Genomic DNA, 16309 nt, shown 5'->3' with positions numbered 1-16309 from the left:
GCGCTCGTTCAAAAGCGACCAGGGAGAGCATCATGCGGACTTTCATTCACGATGACGGACGGCTGCCTGAAGCTGTGGGTGACGCGCTTGCGCAGTATCGGCATGAGATATTCGTCAAGCAGTTGGGTTGGCGTTTACCCATGGCAGATAATGGATTTGAACGTGACCAATATGATCGTGACGATACGGTTTATGTAGTAGGGCGTGACGAAGCCGATTCAATTTGTGGTTGCGCAAGACTTTTACCCACCACGCAACCGTATTTATTAAAAGAGCTGTTTCCGTTTCTGCTCGCCGAGGGAATGGCGGCGCCGGAGTCGACGGAGGTGTGGGAACTGTCGCGATTTGCCGCAAGCCCCGTTGCCGGCGACCCAAACGAAGCCGGCAACTTCACGTGGTTCTTTCGTCCCATGCTGGCGTCAGTCGTGAGTTGTGCCGCGCGGATGGGCGCGCGCCAGATCATCGGCGTGACCTACCTCAGCATGGAGCGGCTGTTCAGGCGCATCGGCGTGCATGCACACCGGGCCGGACCGGCGCAATGCATCGACGGCAGAATGGTGGTGGCGTGCTGGATCGATATCGACAGTCAAACGCTCTCGGCGCTCGACGTGGATATCACGCGTGACGCGGCTCAAGCGCGGCTCGTGTCCCGTCGGGACGAGCCTGACCCGGCAACGTCGATCGAGCCGGTTTATGCCGCAGCCGCTGATGCACCGAGGCAGGTCGTCGCCGGTCGCTGAATTTTTCCCGGGATAGGCAACGCACGCACTTCTTCCTCAGCAAGCTTGATTTGTTGAACGGTTAGTCATAATATCCGTCCTCATGGATCAGCATGCAACATTGAAGAAAACCCGCCCCACGAGCGCCCGCGGGCGCCCGCGCGAGTTCGACACGGCTACCGTGCTCGAACAGGCGAGCGAGGTGTTCTGGCGCCACGGCTATCACGCCAGTTCGATTGACGACCTGTGCAAGGCCACCGGCCTGTTGCGCGGCAGTCTGTACGGCGTATTCGGCGACAAGCACGGCATCCTGCTAGCCGCCATCGATCATTACGCGGACGGCTCGCTTGCCCGGCTCGCCGAGCGTCTGAACGCGTCACTGCCTCCCGCGGAGGCGCTGCGCCACGCCATCCTGCATTACACCCGGGCGGCGACCGCGCTGGGCACGCGGCGCAGTTGCCTGATTACCAACACCACGCTGGAGATGCAGCTGGATGACGAGCCGCTGCGCGAACGGATCTCCCTGATCCAGCGCCGCATGGCGACGCTGCTTGCCGCCGCCGTGATTCGCGGTCAGGCGAGCGGCGCGTTCAGTTCGACGCTCGACGAAAAAGCCGTCGGTAATTTTCTGCTGTGCCTCATCCAGGGGCTGCGCGTGCTCAGCCGGGGCGCGCACGAGGAGCACGAGTTGTCCGCCATCGTGGATATCGCGATGCGCGCGCTCGTCTAATTTTTTTGCCTAATTATTGAACGAATGGTCATGAATAGCGAATGCGTCAAATCCACGCCAGCGGGTTTTGGCATGGCGGGAACAGCGCCAGTCGGTGCCACGGACAACGTGAGTGCAGCCGACGCGCCGCCGCGTGCCGAGCGTCAAGGACTCGCGCTTGCCGTGCTGTTCGTCGGGGCGTTTCTGGCGCCGCTCGATTACTTCATTGTCAATCTTGCGCTGCCGGCCATTCACACGGGCCTCGGCGCCACGGATGCGCAATTGCAACTGATCGTGTCCGCCTATGCCTCGGCGTACGCTGTGCTGTTGATCACGGGCGGGCGTCTCGGCGACCTGTACGGGCGTCGCCGCATGTTCATGGCCGGAATGGCCGGTTTCGTGATTTCATCGGCGCTCTGCGGGCTCGCCCCCAACGGGCATGTGCTGGTCATCGCCCGGATCGTGCAAGGCATGGCTGCGGCCGTGATGGCGCCGCAGGTGCTGGCGACGGTGCGCGCGGTCGTGCCGCTGTCCCAGCAAACCCGCGTGATGAGTTTCTACGGATTCGTATTCGGGCTCTCGTCGATCGTCGGTCAACTCGGCGGCGGGGCGTTGATTACTTACCATCCGTTCGGCCTCGACTGGCGCGTCATTTTTCTGATCAACATTCCGGTGGGTATTCTGGCGTTCGTCGGCGCCTGGAAGTTCGTGCCCGAAAGCCAACCCGCCGTGCGGACGGGGATCGATCTGAAGGGCGTCGGCCTGCTCTCGCTGTTGCTGCTGCTCATCATCTATCCGATGACGCACGGTCGCGAAGCCGGCTGGCCAGCGTGGACCTACGCCATGTTTGCGTTGAGCGTGCCGGTGTTTGCGCTCTTCATCGCCACCGAGCGGCGCGTCGAACGCCGCGGCGGCCACCCGCTCGTCGACCTGCAACTCTTTCGTAATCCGGCATTTGCGCTGGGCCTCGTGCTGGCGTTCCTGTTCTATTGCAACAGCGCCTTCTTCCTGACCTACGGCATCTTCCTGCAGACCGGTTTGCACTGGACGCCGCTCGCCTCGGGCATCGCCATCATGCCGTTTGCGATCGGCTTCGTGGTCGGACCGCTGACTTCCCCCGCGGTGGTGCGGCATATTGGCGGACATGTATTGACGCTCGGCTTCTCGATGCTGACGGCAGGTTTCGCGCTGACCGGCTGGTCGGCCACGCAGGCGGCCGCGCCGGATCTGTTGTTCTACGGCGGCCTCGTCTGCGCGGGCGTAGGCCAGGGGCTGCTGCTGCCGTCGATCCTGCGCATCATCCTTACCGAGGTCGCGCCCGAGAAAGCGGGGCTGGCATCCGGCGTCGCCTCGTCAACCTTGCAGATTGGCTCGGCGTTCGGCACCGCCGCGATCAGCGGCGCGTTCTTCGGCGTTCTGGGTGGGCGTGCCACGCCTCATGCCTACGCCCACGCGTTTCAGTACAGCCTCGGTATTAATGCGTTATTGATGCTGACGTGCATCGGACTGAGCGTGCTGCTGGTGCGGCATCAGCAGGTTGCACTGCGGCGCGCGGGATAGGCTGAAATAGCCGGGCGCTTTTCTGGACAATTCCCGGCGTTACGCTGCACCGCATTAATGCCGTTGACTCTTCAATCCGGAAAATTCATGGATGAGCGAGACGTTTATGGATGGTTTTGGCAATAATTGATGTGATAAAACGAAACTATTCAAATTGATTTCAACGCCTGACGATTAACCTATGGAATTTTTTACGGTGACATATTATTTTCACGTAAATTGTGCTTCGACGAGGCGCCCGGCGACGGAGTTGGAAGCCTTGAAGGATAGGGGTTTGGCCGTATGAGCATTGTTTCGCCGAGCGAGCCGATGACCAGACGTTGATTCCCGCCTGCAAGAAAACGGTATCAATAAAAATCACTTGCGGACCGTAAATTCGATTGTTAATCTTGGCAAACTTTTTAAATCTTTTGCCAGTCATTCGTCTGAGACAATGGGTTAAAACTTCGTTAAACACAGCAACGCTTTCATCCCGGGGATTGATATGCTGACCGCCACCCTCGATGCATTCGACACACCGTCAAGCGCGCCGCTGAATGTCGGCGATGTGGTCACACTCAAGTCGGGCAGCCTACGCATGACGGTCACCTATGTCGGTCCCGTTGCGCTGACCGTGGGTGACTGGGTGGTGTGTCAATGGTTCGACGAACAGGGCGAACTGCGTCAGGAGATGTTCGAACAGGAGCAGGTTCGGCTCGAACCGCGCTCCATCTCGCCGGGTTCAGTGCACCAAGGCCGTTTCACCCGCGTCGCCCATCCGGGCTGACACGCGCGGGTTCATTCACTTGCAGTCTTACGCCGCTGGGGCCGCGCCGATGGCTTTGGCCATTTCGGTGGTCGGGGCCCAGCCGAGTGCCGCGTAAAGCGGACGCCCTATCTCGGTGGCGTGCAAAATCGCATACGGCAAGCCCCGCTCGCTAAATTCTGCCTCTGCCCGCGCCATCAGCGCCCGGGCAATACCGCGCTGCCGATAGCTTGGTTCCACATACACATTCAGCACGTAGCCGCGCCGGTCCTGTTCCGGATGCAGCGGATGCGGCGGCCAATCGATTTCCATCAAGCCGATGCCGGCCACCGGCGCCTCGTCGTCGAGCGTGATAAAGCCGAAATACGACGCGTCGGCCAGGCGCGGCTGCAACCAGATCCGAAAGGCGGCGGTCATCCGTTCGAGCACCGCCGGCTCGCGTCCGGCCTCACGGAACATCTCGTAACGGTGGCGGCAAATCAGCTCGAGGTCGTCGGCAACCAGCGCTCGCGTATGCAGCATGCTCACCGCCGCGCTTCCGTCGCCATGCGCACTGCCAAACCTGCGAGCACGGTACCCATTAGCCAGCGCTGAGCGAGAATCCACGCCGGGCGCCTCGCGAGAAACACCGCAATCGAACCCGCCATGAGCGCGACCAGCGCATTGATCGTCAGGCTGAACGCAATCTGCACCGAGCCGAGCACCAGCGACTGTTCCAGCACATGGCCGCGTTGCGGTTCGATGAACTGTGGCAGCAGCGACAGATACAGCACTGCAATTTTCGGGTTCAGCAGGTTAGTGACAAAGCCCATGGCAAACAGTTTGCGGGGGCTGTCGGCGGGTAAATCCCGCACCTGAAATGGCGAACGGCCACCCGGTTTGACGGCTTGCCAGGCGAGCCAGAGCATATATAGCGCACCGCCGAAGCGCAGCGCGTCGTACGCGAACGGCACGGCGAGCAGCAGGGCAGTGATACCGAGCGCGGCGCTGAACATATAGAACACGAAGCCCAACGCGACGCCGCCCAGCGAAATCAGGCCGGCGGTGCGGCCCTGGCAGATCGAGCGCGACACGAGGTAGAGCATGTTCGGGCCGGGCGTGAGCGCCATGCCAAGCGAGACGAGACCGAAGGTGAGCAGCTTGGCGAGTTCCGGCATGGTGCGGGTCCTTGGAGAGTGAGGAGGTTGACGTTGTTGGAGCAGCCGGGGCAAGGCAACGCGGTTGAATCAGGCAAAGCAGTTAAGGCAACCAGTGCGGCGCCGGACACCCGGCACGCTCGATGTCACTCACCGTCCGCCCTTATTCCGTGTCGCGCGATTTTGCACGCGCTGGACCAGCATCACCGAAAAGTTGCGCATCTTGACGATACGGCGCGTTTGCTCCACCTGGTTGGCGACGTCTTTCGGCGGATTCGGCTGCAGCGCCCAATAAAGTGCCGCGAGCCAGCCGAAGCCGGTCCAGCCGAGGCACGCGTTGAACAACGCGAGCGTCAGCAGGTCGTGGCGTTTGCGCCGGTCGGCGAGGATGGCCGGCAGGAAGTACAGCCCCAAGGCAATGAATGCGGCGACGGCTTGAATGACCGTGCTGGTGCCCATCGTGGTTCTCCAGGCGTGGTCGTAACCTTTCAATTGTCGCGCGATTGGCGAATTTGCGCAGCAGCGGTTTGCGATAACGTGAAGCGAGCGTGGCCAGGGCCGGGCCAGTCGTGATCCGTCCAAGCCGCGATGCTGCCGCGCCGCGCGAGGGCCTGGCCGACTGGGGGACTTCAGGCCGGCACCGTAGAGGGCTATCATGTGCGTTTTGACCGACCGACCGGACAGCCAACATGATTTCCGACGACACGACTCAGCAAGCCAGACAGATCAATCACGACTCGCTCCGCGAATTTGTGGACCGCAAGTGGAACGACGAGATCGTGCCGGCGCTGACCGACTATATCGCCGTGCCCGCCAAGAGCCCGGGCTTCGACGCTGACTGGGTCAAGCACGGCTTTATCGATCGTGTCGTGAGAGATGCGGCGCAGTGGGCAGAGCAACAACCGGTCAAAGGCCTGAAGCTGGAAGTGATCCGCCTGCCGGGCCGCACACCGGTCATCTTCTTCGAGAGCCCGGCCACGCGCCCGGGCAGTACCGAGACCATCGTGCTGTACGGTCACCTCGACAAGCAGCCTGAATTCGACGGGTGGCGCAACGACCTCGGTCCGTGGACCCCGAAACTGGAAGACGGCAAACTGTACGGCCGCGGTGGCGCGGATGACGGCTATGCCATCTATGCGAGCCTCACCGCGCTCGCCGCACTCGACGCGCAAGGCGTGGAGCGTCCGCGTTGCGTGGGGCTGATTGAAACCTGCGAAGAGTCGGGCAGCTACGATCTGCTGCCGTACGTCGACGTGTTGCGCGAGCGGCTCGGCAAAGTGGGGCTGGTGGTGTGCCTCGACTCGGGTGCAGGCAATTACGACCAACTGTGGCTGACCACCTCGCTGCGCGGCATGGTGGCGGGCGATCTCGAAGTCCATGTGCTCGACGAAGGGATCCACTCGGGCGGCTACGGCGGCATCACGCCATCGAGCTTCCGCATCATGCGGCAACTGTTCGACCGTCTTGAGGATGCATCTAACGGTAACCTGCTGCCGAAGGGTTTCCATTGTCCGATTCCGGCCGATCGTCTGCGCGAAGCGGAGGCCACGGCCCATATTCTGGGTAATGACGTCTGGAAGAAGATTCCGTGGGCCTGCGGCCAGGACGGCCGCCAGGTGTTGCCCACCACGACCGATCCGAAAGAGGCGCTGCTCAATTCCACCTGGCGTCCGTCGCTCTCGGTCACGGGGGCAGCGGGCTTGCCGGCCCTCGCCGACGCCGGCAATGTGCTGCGCCCGCGCACCGCGTTCAAGCTGTCGTTGCGTTTGCCGCCGCTGCTCGACGCGGTCAAGGCGGTCGCGGAACTGAAAGCCTTGCTCGAGTTCGATCCGCCGTACAACGCCAAGGTCACCTTCAAACCGGACGCCGGCGCGGCCACCGGCTGGAGCGCTCCGGATCTCGCGCCGTGGCTCGCCACGGCCCTCAACGACGCATCACGTCAGCACTACGGCGCGGATTGCGCGTACATGGGGCAGGGCGGCACGATCCCGCTGATGAACGTGCTGAAGGAAGGTTTTCCGCATGCCCAGTTCATGGTGTGCGGCGTACTCGGACCGAAGTCGAACGCGCACGGCCCGAACGAGTTCCTGCATGTGCCCTACGGCAAGAAGCTGACGGCGGCGGTGGCCGGTGTGATTGCCGCCGCGCCTTGATGCTTAATCTCAACCCCGCTCACTCACACCGCGAATGACCGATCCCCGCCCGGCCTGTCCGTCTGCGCCCAGTATTCCGTTCCAAACGTTGCACGCCTACGTCAAGGCGATCTGGGAGCAGGCCGGCAGTGCGCCGCGTGAGGCCGAACTGGTCGCCGACCATCTGCTGGCGGCGAATCTCACCGGTCACGATTCGCATGGCGTCGGGATGATTCCGCGTTATGTGGCGTCGCTGCGGGATAACGAACTCCAGCTCAATCTGCACGCGCAGGTGGTGCGCGACGCCGGCGCGGTGCTGACCGTCGAGGGCGGCAAGGGCTTCGGTCAGGTCATCGCCTATGAGGCAATGGAGCACGGTATCGAACGCGCAAAGCGTCTCGGCATCTGTGCGGTGGGCCTGCGCAGGGCGCATCATATCGGCCGCATCGGTCACTGGGCCGAGCAGTGCGCGCGCGCTGGGGTCGTTTCGTTTCACTTCGTCAATGTGGCGGGCGATCCGCTGGTCGCGCCGTTCGGCGGCACCGACCGCCGCATCGGCACCAATCCGTTCTGCGCTGCGTTTCCGCGCAACGGCAAACCGCCGCTGGTGCTCGATTTCGCCACCAGCGCCGTCGCATTCGGCAAGGTCCGGGTCGCGTATAACCAGGGCAAACAGGTTCCGCCCGGCGCGCTGATCGATCACGCGGGACATGCCACGCTCGAGCCGAAATCGATGATCGAGGCACCCATCGGCTCGCTGCTGCCGTTTGGCGGTCACAAGGGGTTTGGGCTGGCCGCGATGTGCGAGATATTCGCCGGCGCGCTATCCGGCGGCTACACGACGCATGCGGATACGCTGGGGACCCATCACGCCATCGTCAACTGCATGCTGTCGGTGATCATCAATCCTGCCGCCTTCGATGCACCGAACGCCGAGGCGGAAGCCGATGCGTTCGTCGAATGGGTGAAGGCCTCGCCGCTTGCCAGCGGTACCGAACACATCCTGGCGCCGGGCGAACCGGAACGCGCCATCCGGGCCGAGCGCGAGGCCCACGGCGTGCCGGTCGATCCTGCTACCTGGCAGCAGATTCACGATGCCGCGCGGGCGGTCGGCATGCCGGCGGAGCAGATCGAGCGCTGGTCGCAGCATCTGCAATAACAATTACCCAAGTGCGGTGCTAGAAGTGCGATAGTCCGTTCGTCGCGGGCGCGCCCTCGTGTCAGTCCTCCACCCATCAACGCGCGGCTGCTGCCACCCTCTGCCGCCTCATCCCCAGTCTCTGACCACGACTCAAAAACAACCTCAAGCAGTATTTTCGACTGAATTGCCTAATGGTAAATAATTACCGTGCGCTTCGCCATCGGCAATAAATTCCGTATTCAGCCGCATATCAATTGCCGATTGGCTTTGGCACATCATTTCCGGCGCACTTTTTCGCGAGCAATCGTTTGCGTAATTCGGAGTGCTTGCCGTTTCAAACTTCCCCGTGGACCCCCGTGCAACGGACTTGCAAGGACAACTTGTGTTCGTCCGTTAGGCATCCCGCTCCCAACTGATTGATGTCTGCTTTAGGCTCGACTTGCATTACCGCCGTTTAACCTTAAAGGACCGATCAAAATGAATCTTCATAATCACCACGCCTGCCGTCCGTTCCTCGAAGCCGGTAATTTGTCGCAGATTTCGGCTTACTACGAAGAGGGGCGCAACATCATGTGGATGATGTTGCGCGCGCAGCCGCGTCCCTGTTTCAACCTCGAATTGGTACACGACATTCTTGGACTTGCCCAGGCCGCACGCGATTCGGGCCTGCCGATCGATTTCTGGGTGACAGGCTCGCTGATCCCGACGATGTACAACGTCGGCGGCGATCTCGACTTCTTCGCCGAGACGATCCGCAACGGCAGGCGTCAGGCACTGATGTCGTATGCCCGGGCCTGTGTCGATTGCGTGCATGCAGCAGCGCGCGGTTTCGATACGGGCGCGATCTCGATTGCCATGGTGGAAGGAACCGCACTGGGGGGCGGTTTCGAAGCCGCCTTGGCACATCATTTTCTGCTGGCACAGAACGACGCCCGCATGGGTTTTCCGGAGATCGCGTTCAATCTGTTCCCGGGAATGGGCGGCTATTCGCTGGTGGCACGCAAGGCCGGCATGCGCCTCGCGGAAGAGCTGATCGGCGTCGGCGAATCGCACACGGCGGAATGGTATGCGGGCAAGGGGCTGGTCGACCAGTTGTTCGAGCCGGGTGAGGCGTACGTGGCGACGCGCACTTTTATCGACACGTTGCGCCCGAAGATGAACGGCATCCGCGCGATGTTGCGGGCGCGTCAGCGGGTTCTGCAGCTCTCGCGCGCCGAGTTGATGGAGATTACCGAGGACTGGGTGGAAGCCGCCTTCACGATCGAAGAAAAGGATCTGGCGTTCATGGAGCGGCTCGTCATGTTGCAGAACCGCCGGACTTCGACCATGCGTCAGGCTAGCGCAAGCATCGCCTGATGCTCGCAGAAGCTCAGGCGATCAACCTGAGCTTCTGCCGCTCGCGCAACCACTGTTCGAATTCCACGGCCGGCATGGGCTGGCCGTACAGAAAGCCCTGTACGTATTCCACCCCGAGCCCCTTCATAAAAACTTCTTCCGCTTCCGTTTCGATCCCTTCGGCGACCACCTTGAAATTCAGTTCCTGGGCCACCGCGACCATCGAGCGCACCAGCGCCTGCGCCTTGGAGTTCTCGTTGATGGAGCGCACGAAGCTGCGGTCGAGCTTGATGACATCGAGCGGAATTCGTCCAAGCTGTGACAGCGACGAATAGCCGGTGCCGAAGTCGTCCAGATGCACCTGAGCGCCGAGCTGGCGGAATTGCGTGATGAGCCGGATCGCCGCGGCTTCGTCTTCGATCAGGCAGCTTTCGGTGAGTTCGAGGTCGACGAGGCAGGTATCGAGCCCGGCTTGCTGGAGCGCTTCCGCGAAATGCCGGACCACGGCCGTATCCACCAGTTGCCGCGCCGAGACATTGATCGCCACGCGCAGATTGAAGCCGTCGGCCTTCCAGCGGGCAGCCTGGATGGCAGCCGTCTGCATGACCCAGCGGCCGAGGTGGCCAATCAGCCCGGATTCTTCGGCATAGCGAATGAATTCGGTGGGCATGATCTGTCCGCGTTCCGGCGAATTCCAGCGGATCAGCGCTTCGACGCCGTGCACCACGCCGGTCGAAAGCGACAGCTTCGGCTGATAGAAGAGCGTGAACTGGCCTTCTTCCAGGCCGCGCCGCAGATTGGTGTCGAGCCACATGTACTCGGCGACCTTGCGATCCATTTCCGGCGAGAACACCCGGTAGGTCCGCTTGCCTTCGTCCTTGGCGACGTACATGGCGGTGTCCGCCGAGCGGATCAGCGATTCGAGGCTGTCGCCGTGCTCCGGACACAGCGCGATGCCGATCGAACAACCGGTGTAGACCTCCACGAGCCCGAGGCTGAACGGCGTGCGCAGGCGCTCCAGAATGCACTGCGCGGTGTGCTCCAGCGAATCGCGCGTGGCGGTGGTGGCCAGCACGATAAACTCGTCGCCGCCCAGCCGCGCGAGCGTGTCGCCTTCGTTCAGGCACTGGCTGATAGCCGCCGAGACATCGCGGATCAGCCGGTCGCCGAACACATGGCCGTAGTGGTCGTTGACCTTCTTGAAGTTGTCGAGATCGAGGAACAGGATGCCGACCGATTCGCCGACCGCCGCGCTCGAAATGGCCGCGCGGATCTTGTCCTGGATCGCATTGCGATTGGCAAGACCGGTCAGGGAGTCGGTGTTGGCAAGTTCCGTGAGACGTTCCTGCGCGCGGCGTTCTTCGGTGATGTCCGTACCTGAGCAGATCAGAAACTGCTCGTCGACCCCGCTGCCGCTTTGCACGAACTTGTTGCGAAACAGGAATAGCCGCTCGCCGTGGACGGTTCTCACGAGCCGTTCGACTTCGTAGGAGACGCCGCGGTTGAAGAAGCCGGCAATGTTCTGGCTCGACGCCGCACCCGCTTCGGATGACATGAACAGCGCCCAGACACTGCGGCCGACGATATCTTCCTCTTTCATGCCGGTGAGTTCTTCGGCAAGGCGGTTAAAGCGCTGGATGCGACCGTTGCGGTCGACGATCACGACCACCGAGTTGACTTCCGACACCACCTGCTCGGCGAACGACAAGCCGTGGACCAGGTCGCGTGCCACGGATTCCGTATCTTCGTAGGCCGAGGCCGTGCCTGCCCAAAGATTGCTGCTCAGCTTCTTGCCGACCAGATGCAGGCGCAGCGGCTGGCCGAACAGGCGCACGTCGAGCAGCAAATGGGCGGTGATGCCCGTAAGGCGACGGATCTGCGCGGCCTGCTGCGGGCTCAGGGAAATGGCGGCATTGGCGGGCATGTCGCCCGTCACCGGCGTCAGTTCGAGCGCGTTGCTGTCTTTCGAGAGACGCCAGCAAGGGCTGCTTGTGCCGAACTGGGCAAACAGCACCTGGTCGTGTTGGTCGTCGGTCATAAGGGTTCCGGGGCAAGACGCGCTTGCGGGCCGTCAGCGTAAAAAACCGGCTGGCGGGTGGCAATCAGTCTACATCAGATGAAAGTCGAACTTCATTGTATCCAGGCGACGTGCACTCGCGGTCATAACCGTATATCGGCAATCGTTCCCCATTCTTTAGAGGGCCCGCTCAGAAAGGGCGCGCGAGGCGGGTGCGCATGGGCTCGCGTGCTGCGCTGTCGCCATCCGTCAGGTAAATGAACTCGCCCGCCACCAGCGCCGCGACTGCCACGCCGTCCCGGTACAGGACGCGGTTGCCGGCCACCGCCGGCACCTTGTCGCCGGGCAGCAGCGTGCCGACGAGGTTCAGCGGATCGGTGCCCGCGACGCAGACAAAAGCGCCGACGTTGGCATGGCGGCGCACTTCGCGCAGCAGCGGAATCGCTTCCGGCAGCGCAAACTGCTCGCCCGCCAGACCGTTGATGAAACGCCCGCCGCGCACCTGGCCGCGCGCTTCGAGGCGCTGCAGGACGCGCAGCAGATCGCGCCACGGCGGCAGCCATTCGGCTTCGCGCGCGAGCAGACGCCAGCACACCACGCCATAGCGGCGCAACAAGGTCATCGCCAGCTGTTCGAGGACTTCGGGCGCGAGCCGCGGAGCATGCGCTGACTGGAGGACCGCGGGCGCGTCTTCCGTGATCGCTGACGCACTGTGCCGGCGGACCCGCGCCCACCGCCCGGCGTCGTCCATGCCGCCAATCAGCGCGCCGCGCGGCCGCCTGCGAGCGTGATGTGCCTGGCGTTTCGCCGCGGGTTTCAGCAACGCGCGCAAGCCGGCGAAACTGTCCGAATTCACGAGCCCCGCAGCAACCAGTTCTCCTAATGCATTTTCCAGCTCTATACCGAGTAGGCGGGTATCGCCTAGCAGTTCGTCGAAGAACATGGCGCCGTGTTGCGTGAGCGCGTCATATACGCTCTGGGCGCGTGGCGACAGCTCCGGTGCTTCGCGTTGATCGATCAGCGCGCTCCACAGGTCGATGTCACGGCGTGGCAACAACACGATCGGTGTGCTGCGCACGGGCGCGGCGGCTGCGTGGGCGCGCTCGGTCAGGCGGGTCCACACCAGTTTGCCGGAGCGGCACAGTTCGTCCAGCGCGGTCAATGTGTAGTCCTTGAGACGGGCCGGCAGGATGTCTTCTTCCCAGGCTGCGGCCGGCGCCTCGAAGCCCGCCAACTGATCGAGCACGGCGGCGAGTGCGTCGCGCCCTTCGCCGCGCGTCGCGGGGCTCAGATGCTGCCATTCGAACAGGAAGCGCATGAAATCGTGCCGCTCGACCGGTTCGATTTCGCGCCGCAAGCGTCTGACGGTATAGCGGTGGATGCGCGCCAGCAGGTGGCGTTCGCACCATTCCTCGACGGTGGCGCGCGGCGTGAAGCGGCCGCGCATCACGTAGCCTTGTGCTTCGAGCGCGATCAACGCGTGTTCCACCGCGGCGTCCGGGAAGCTCAGCGCAGCGGCGATGGCCGCTACCGGCAGCGGACCCAATCCTGTGAGGCGGGCGCGGATGACATCGACCCGTGCGTCGGCGCCGCCCCATGGCTCGGTGAAGCCTTTGGGGGCGGCGATAGCCGGTGCGAACACCGCATCCGGATAGATTGCGCGCAGGCAGGTCAGGCGTTCGGCCGGCAGCCAGAGCACGGCACCGCCCGGGTCTTGCAGCCGGGTGGCGCGGCCGGCCTGGGCGAGCGCGGCGAGCCACACGGGCCAATCCGGGTTCTGGTGCGCTTCGGCTTCGCTGATGCACGCGAGACCGGTCAGCGCTTCATGCATCTCATCGACACTGCGCGGTTGCGGCCAGGCTTCTTCGCGCACGCCGGCAATCGCGTCCGCGTCGAGCGCGCCGAGATCGTCCGCGGAGGCGGGATCGGACCAGCGCCGGTTGAGCACGGCCTGGGTACGACGCTCTTCGATGGGCGCATCGTCGAGATACGCATACGGCTTGGCAGTGAGGATTTCCGCCGCGAGCGGCGAGGGCGCGGGCAACTCGCGCGTGACGAGTTTGATCCGGCCTTGTTCGATTCGACGCAGCAGGCTCAGCCAGGCTTCGGTGTCCATCGCTTCGTGCAGGCAGTCATCGACGGTCTGATCGACCAGCGGATGATGCGGCACGTCACGCTCGCCGACGATGTTCTCGAGGCACGCCGCCTGATCCGGAAACACGGCCGCGAGCAGATCCTCGCCGCGCATGCGTTGCAGTTGCGGCGCGCTCTTGCGGCCGCCGGTGTAGCGCGGCAGCGCGAGCGCGGTGGTGGCGTTCCAGCGCCAGCGCACGCCGAACAGGGGTGCGTCCAGCAAGGCCTGGATCAGCAGATGTTCGGCGGTGTTGGAATGCAGGTAGCGCCACACCTCATCCAGCGCGAAGCTATGGCTGCCGGTCAGCGAGAGGATGATGGCGTCCTCGGTCGCGGCGGCCTGGATTTCGTAGTTGAAGTTGCGGCAAAAGCGTTTGCGCAGCGCGAGGCCCCACGCGCGATTGACGCGGCTGCCGAACGGCGCGTGAATCACGAGCTGGGTGCCGCCGGATTCGTCGAAGAAGCGCTCCATCACCAGCGTGTCTTGCGTCGGCAGCGTGCTCAAGGCGGCGCGGGCGCGCGCGAGATATTCGGCAATCTGCCGCGCGGCGGCTTCGTGAAGACCGAGCGTCGTGATCATCCAGTGGATGGCGGCCTCGATTCGCGACGCGTTCGTGGCCGAATCGTGGGGCGCAGGGTCTGCATGCGTGACGGTGCGCAGTGCTTTGGGCTCCGAAACGAGAGCCGGGGGCGACTCACCGAGCAACTGATCGATCTGGGCCCGCAGGCGGGCGACGCCCAGCGACAGTTCATTGCTGCGGCCCGGCGCCTCGCCCAGCCAGAACGGGATATTGGGCGGCTGCCCGTGCGCATCTTCCACCCGCACGCGGCCCGCTTCCACCCGCAGGATGCGGTACGACGCATTGCCGAGCTGGAACACATCGCCCGCCAGACTCTCGACCGCGAAGTCCTCGTTGACCGTGCCGATATTCACCGCCTGCGGTTCGAGAACCACGGCATAGTCGGCGTTTTCGGGAATCGTGCCGCCCGAGGTCACCGCCACCAGCTTGCCGCCGCGCCGGCCGCGCAGGGTGCCGCTGACCGCGTCGCGATGCAGCCAGGCGCCGCGCGGACCGTGGCGGCTGGTATAGCCCTCGGCGAGCATGCGCAGCACGGCGTCGTACTGATCGCGCGTCAGCTCGGCGTAGGGGGCGGCGCGTCGGATCAGGCCGAACAGGGCATCCTCGCTCCACTCGGCGCCCGACACTTCCGCGACGATCTGCTGAGCCAGCACGTCGAGCGGCGCGCGCGGGATCTGCAGTGCGTCGAGCTCGCCGCGCCGCACGCAATCGAGCAGGGCCGCGCATTCGATCAGGTCGTCCCGCGAGGTCGGGAACAGACGCCCCTTCGGCATGCCGCCCACGTGGTGCCCGGAGCGTCCGACGCGCTGCAGGAACGGCGCAATCGCGCGTGGCGAACCCATCTGGCAGACCAGATCGACATCGCCGATATCGATGCCCAGTTCCAGCGACGCCGTCGCGATCAGCACGCTCAGTTCGCCGCGCTTGAGCCGCTGCTCGGCGTCGAAGCGATGTTCTTTGGCGAGGCTGCCATGGTGCGCCGCCACCGCCTGCTTGCCGAGGCGCTCGGTGAGATGGCGCGCGACGCGCTCAGCCATGCGCCGCGTGTTGACGAAGACCAGCGTGGTGCGATGCTGGGCGATCAGTTCGGCGAGCCGGTCATAGACCCGCTCCCAGACTTCGTTCGCCATCACCGCTTCGAGCGGCACCGGCGGAATCTCCAGGGCGAGATCGCGGGCGCGGATATGGCCGATGTCGACGATCGCGCAATCGGCGGGCGCGTCGCTGGCAATGCTCGCGCCGCCCACCAGAAAGCGGGCCACGGCTTCGATCGGCTTTTGCGTGGCGGACAGGCCGATGCGCGCCAGGCGCCGGCCGCACAGCGCGTCGAGCCGTTCAAGACTGAGCGCAAGGTGACTGCCGCGCTTGCCGCCCGCCAGCGCGTGAATTTCGTCGACGATCACCGTGCGCGTGGTAGCCAGCATGCGGCGGCCCGAATCCGAGCCGAGCAGGACATAGAGCGACTCCGGCGTCGTCACGAGAATGTGCGGTGCACGCTTGCGCAGCGCGGTGCGCTCCTGCTGGGGGGTGTCGCCGGTGCGCACGGCGGTGCGGATGTCGAGCGGCGGCAAGCCGCGTTGCGCGAGTTCGGCGGCGATGCCTTCCAGCGGCGCCTGCAGGTTCAGACGGATGTCGTTGGAAAGCGCCTTGAGCGGCGACACGTAGACCACCAGCGTTTCGTCCGGCAACTTGCCACCGTTGGCGAGGCCCTGCTGGACGAGGCCGTCGAGCGCGGACAGAAAGGCCGTCAGGGTTTTACCGGAGCCGGTCGGCGCGGCGACCAGCGTCGGGCGGCCGCTGCGGATGGACGGCCAGGCGGCGAGCTGGGCGTCGGTGGGCGCCGCAAACGTCTTGCGGAACCAGCTGGCAACCGCCGGATGAAAATCGTCCAGCGCGCCGCGCGCGGAAGAGGCGGGAGTCATGCTGTCGTAGATGGGGGCGCGGCGGGCCATATCCAGAGGAGCGGGCGCGTGAGGCGCCGGGTGAGGAAGCAGGGCTCAGTCTCGCAGGTTTTCAGGCGCCGCGCCATGTGGATCGGCCCGCTGGAAACGGCCCATGGCATCCGCCATGTCCTGGCGGCGACATTACCGGATTCTTGCCC

General features: G+C 64.0%; 11 protein-coding genes and 1 pseudogene. 7 read left to right on the top strand and 5 right to left on the bottom strand.

The annotated features are described in order from the left end of the window. Positions 1 to 32 precede the first annotated feature (32 nt). From P3T43_RS13105 to P3T43_RS13090, 4 genes and pseudogenes are all read left to right on the top strand, one after another. Positions 33 to 614, top strand: a pseudogene (locus P3T43_RS13105) (acyl-homoserine-lactone synthase); the annotation flags it as partial. A 208-nt stretch (positions 615 to 822) separates the two neighbouring features. Continuing rightward, a complete protein-coding gene (locus P3T43_RS13100) occupies positions 823 to 1449 on the top strand; it encodes a TetR/AcrR family transcriptional regulator (RefSeq protein WP_429281467.1) in 627 nt (208 codons plus the stop codon). Positions 1450 to 1479: 30 nt separating this feature from the next. Further along, positions 1480 to 2988, top strand: coding sequence for an MFS transporter (locus P3T43_RS13095; protein WP_429281466.1), 1509 nt, complete (start codon positions 1480 to 1482; stop codon positions 2986 to 2988). Positions 2989 to 3472: 484 nt separating this feature from the next. Next, entirely contained in the window at positions 3473 to 3754 is a 282-nt protein-coding gene (locus P3T43_RS13090) for a YodC family protein (RefSeq protein ID WP_429281465.1), read from the top strand. 27 nt (positions 3755 to 3781) lie between these two features. Here the strand turns inward: P3T43_RS13090 and P3T43_RS13085 are convergent, their stop codons facing one another. From P3T43_RS13085 to P3T43_RS13075, 3 genes are all read right to left on the bottom strand, one after another. Next, a complete protein-coding gene (locus P3T43_RS13085; RefSeq protein WP_429281464.1) occupies positions 3782 to 4255 on the bottom strand; it encodes a GNAT family N-acetyltransferase in 474 nt (157 codons plus the stop codon). Positions 4256 to 4257: 2 nt separating this feature from the next. Beyond that, positions 4258 to 4890: a LysE family translocator gene (locus P3T43_RS13080; RefSeq protein ID WP_429281463.1), complete on the bottom strand. Its 633-nt coding sequence runs from the start codon at positions 4888 to 4890 to the stop codon at positions 4258 to 4260. Between the two features lie 129 nt (positions 4891 to 5019). After that, positions 5020 to 5328 carry a superinfection immunity protein gene (locus tag P3T43_RS13075; RefSeq protein WP_429281462.1) on the bottom strand — a complete coding sequence of 103 codons (309 nt, stop codon included), beginning with the start codon at positions 5326 to 5328 and terminating at the stop codon, positions 5020 to 5022. Between the two features lie 230 nt (positions 5329 to 5558). Between P3T43_RS13075 and P3T43_RS13070 the strand changes: the two genes are divergently transcribed. From P3T43_RS13070 to P3T43_RS13060, 3 genes are all read left to right on the top strand, one after another. Next, positions 5559 to 7022 (top strand): M20 family metallopeptidase, encoded by a 1464-nt coding sequence (locus tag P3T43_RS13070; protein WP_429281461.1) that lies wholly within the window; start codon positions 5559 to 5561, stop codon positions 7020 to 7022. Positions 7023 to 7056: 34 nt separating this feature from the next. Further along, positions 7057 to 8160: a malate/lactate/ureidoglycolate dehydrogenase gene (locus tag P3T43_RS13065; RefSeq protein WP_429281460.1), complete on the top strand. Its 1104-nt coding sequence runs from the start codon at positions 7057 to 7059 to the stop codon at positions 8158 to 8160. Positions 8161 to 8619: 459 nt separating this feature from the next. Then, on the top strand, positions 8620 to 9498 hold the full coding sequence (locus P3T43_RS13060; RefSeq protein WP_429281459.1) for a crotonase/enoyl-CoA hydratase family protein: 879 nt from the start codon (positions 8620 to 8622) through the stop codon (positions 9496 to 9498). A 13-nt stretch (positions 9499 to 9511) separates the two neighbouring features. Here the strand turns inward: P3T43_RS13060 and pdeR are convergent, their stop codons facing one another. Together pdeR and P3T43_RS13050 are read right to left on the bottom strand one after the other, a co-directional pair. Next, positions 9512 to 11515: a cyclic di-GMP phosphodiesterase gene (gene pdeR / locus P3T43_RS13055; protein WP_429281458.1), complete on the bottom strand. Its 2004-nt coding sequence runs from the start codon at positions 11513 to 11515 to the stop codon at positions 9512 to 9514. 169 nt (positions 11516 to 11684) lie between these two features. Next, positions 11685 to 16160 carry a DEAD/DEAH box helicase gene (locus P3T43_RS13050; RefSeq protein WP_429281457.1) on the bottom strand — a complete coding sequence of 1492 codons (4476 nt, stop codon included), beginning with the start codon at positions 16158 to 16160 and terminating at the stop codon, positions 11685 to 11687. Positions 16161 to 16309: the final 149 nt, after the last annotated feature.

Origin of the sequence: Paraburkholderia sp. GAS41 (assembly GCF_050436545.1) — a bacterium.
In the GTDB taxonomy this organism is placed as follows: Bacteria; Pseudomonadota; Gammaproteobacteria; order Burkholderiales; family Burkholderiaceae; genus Paraburkholderia.
This window is presented reverse-complemented; position numbering and strand designations above follow the sequence as displayed.

What these genes read in the sequence shown, in the direction of transcription:
- P3T43_RS13100 (WP_429281467.1), top strand. Translation starts at nt 823, where the DNA reads ATGGATCAGCATGCAACATTGAAGAAAACCCGCCCCACGAGCGCCCGC.
- P3T43_RS13095 (WP_429281466.1), top strand. Translation starts at nt 1,480, where the DNA reads ATGAATAGCGAATGCGTCAAATCCACGCCAGCGGGTTTTGGCATGGCG.
- P3T43_RS13090 (WP_429281465.1), top strand. Translation starts at nt 3,473, where the DNA reads ATGCTGACCGCCACCCTCGATGCATTCGACACACCGTCAAGCGCGCCG.
- P3T43_RS13085 (WP_429281464.1), bottom strand. Translation starts at nt 4,255, where the DNA reads ATGCTGCATACGCGAGCGCTGGTTGCCGACGACCTCGAGCTGATTTGC.
- P3T43_RS13080 (WP_429281463.1), bottom strand. Translation starts at nt 4,890, where the DNA reads ATGCCGGAACTCGCCAAGCTGCTCACCTTCGGTCTCGTCTCGCTTGGC.
- P3T43_RS13075 (WP_429281462.1), bottom strand. Translation starts at nt 5,328, where the DNA reads ATGGGCACCAGCACGGTCATTCAAGCCGTCGCCGCATTCATTGCCTTG.
- P3T43_RS13070 (WP_429281461.1), top strand. Translation starts at nt 5,559, where the DNA reads ATGATTTCCGACGACACGACTCAGCAAGCCAGACAGATCAATCACGAC.
- P3T43_RS13065 (WP_429281460.1), top strand. Translation starts at nt 7,057, where the DNA reads ATGACCGATCCCCGCCCGGCCTGTCCGTCTGCGCCCAGTATTCCGTTC.
- P3T43_RS13060 (WP_429281459.1), top strand. Translation starts at nt 8,620, where the DNA reads ATGAATCTTCATAATCACCACGCCTGCCGTCCGTTCCTCGAAGCCGGT.
- pdeR (WP_429281458.1), bottom strand. Translation starts at nt 11,515, where the DNA reads ATGACCGACGACCAACACGACCAGGTGCTGTTTGCCCAGTTCGGCACA.
- P3T43_RS13050 (WP_429281457.1), bottom strand. Translation starts at nt 16,160, where the DNA reads ATGGCCCGCCGCGCCCCCATCTACGACAGCATGACTCCCGCCTCTTCC.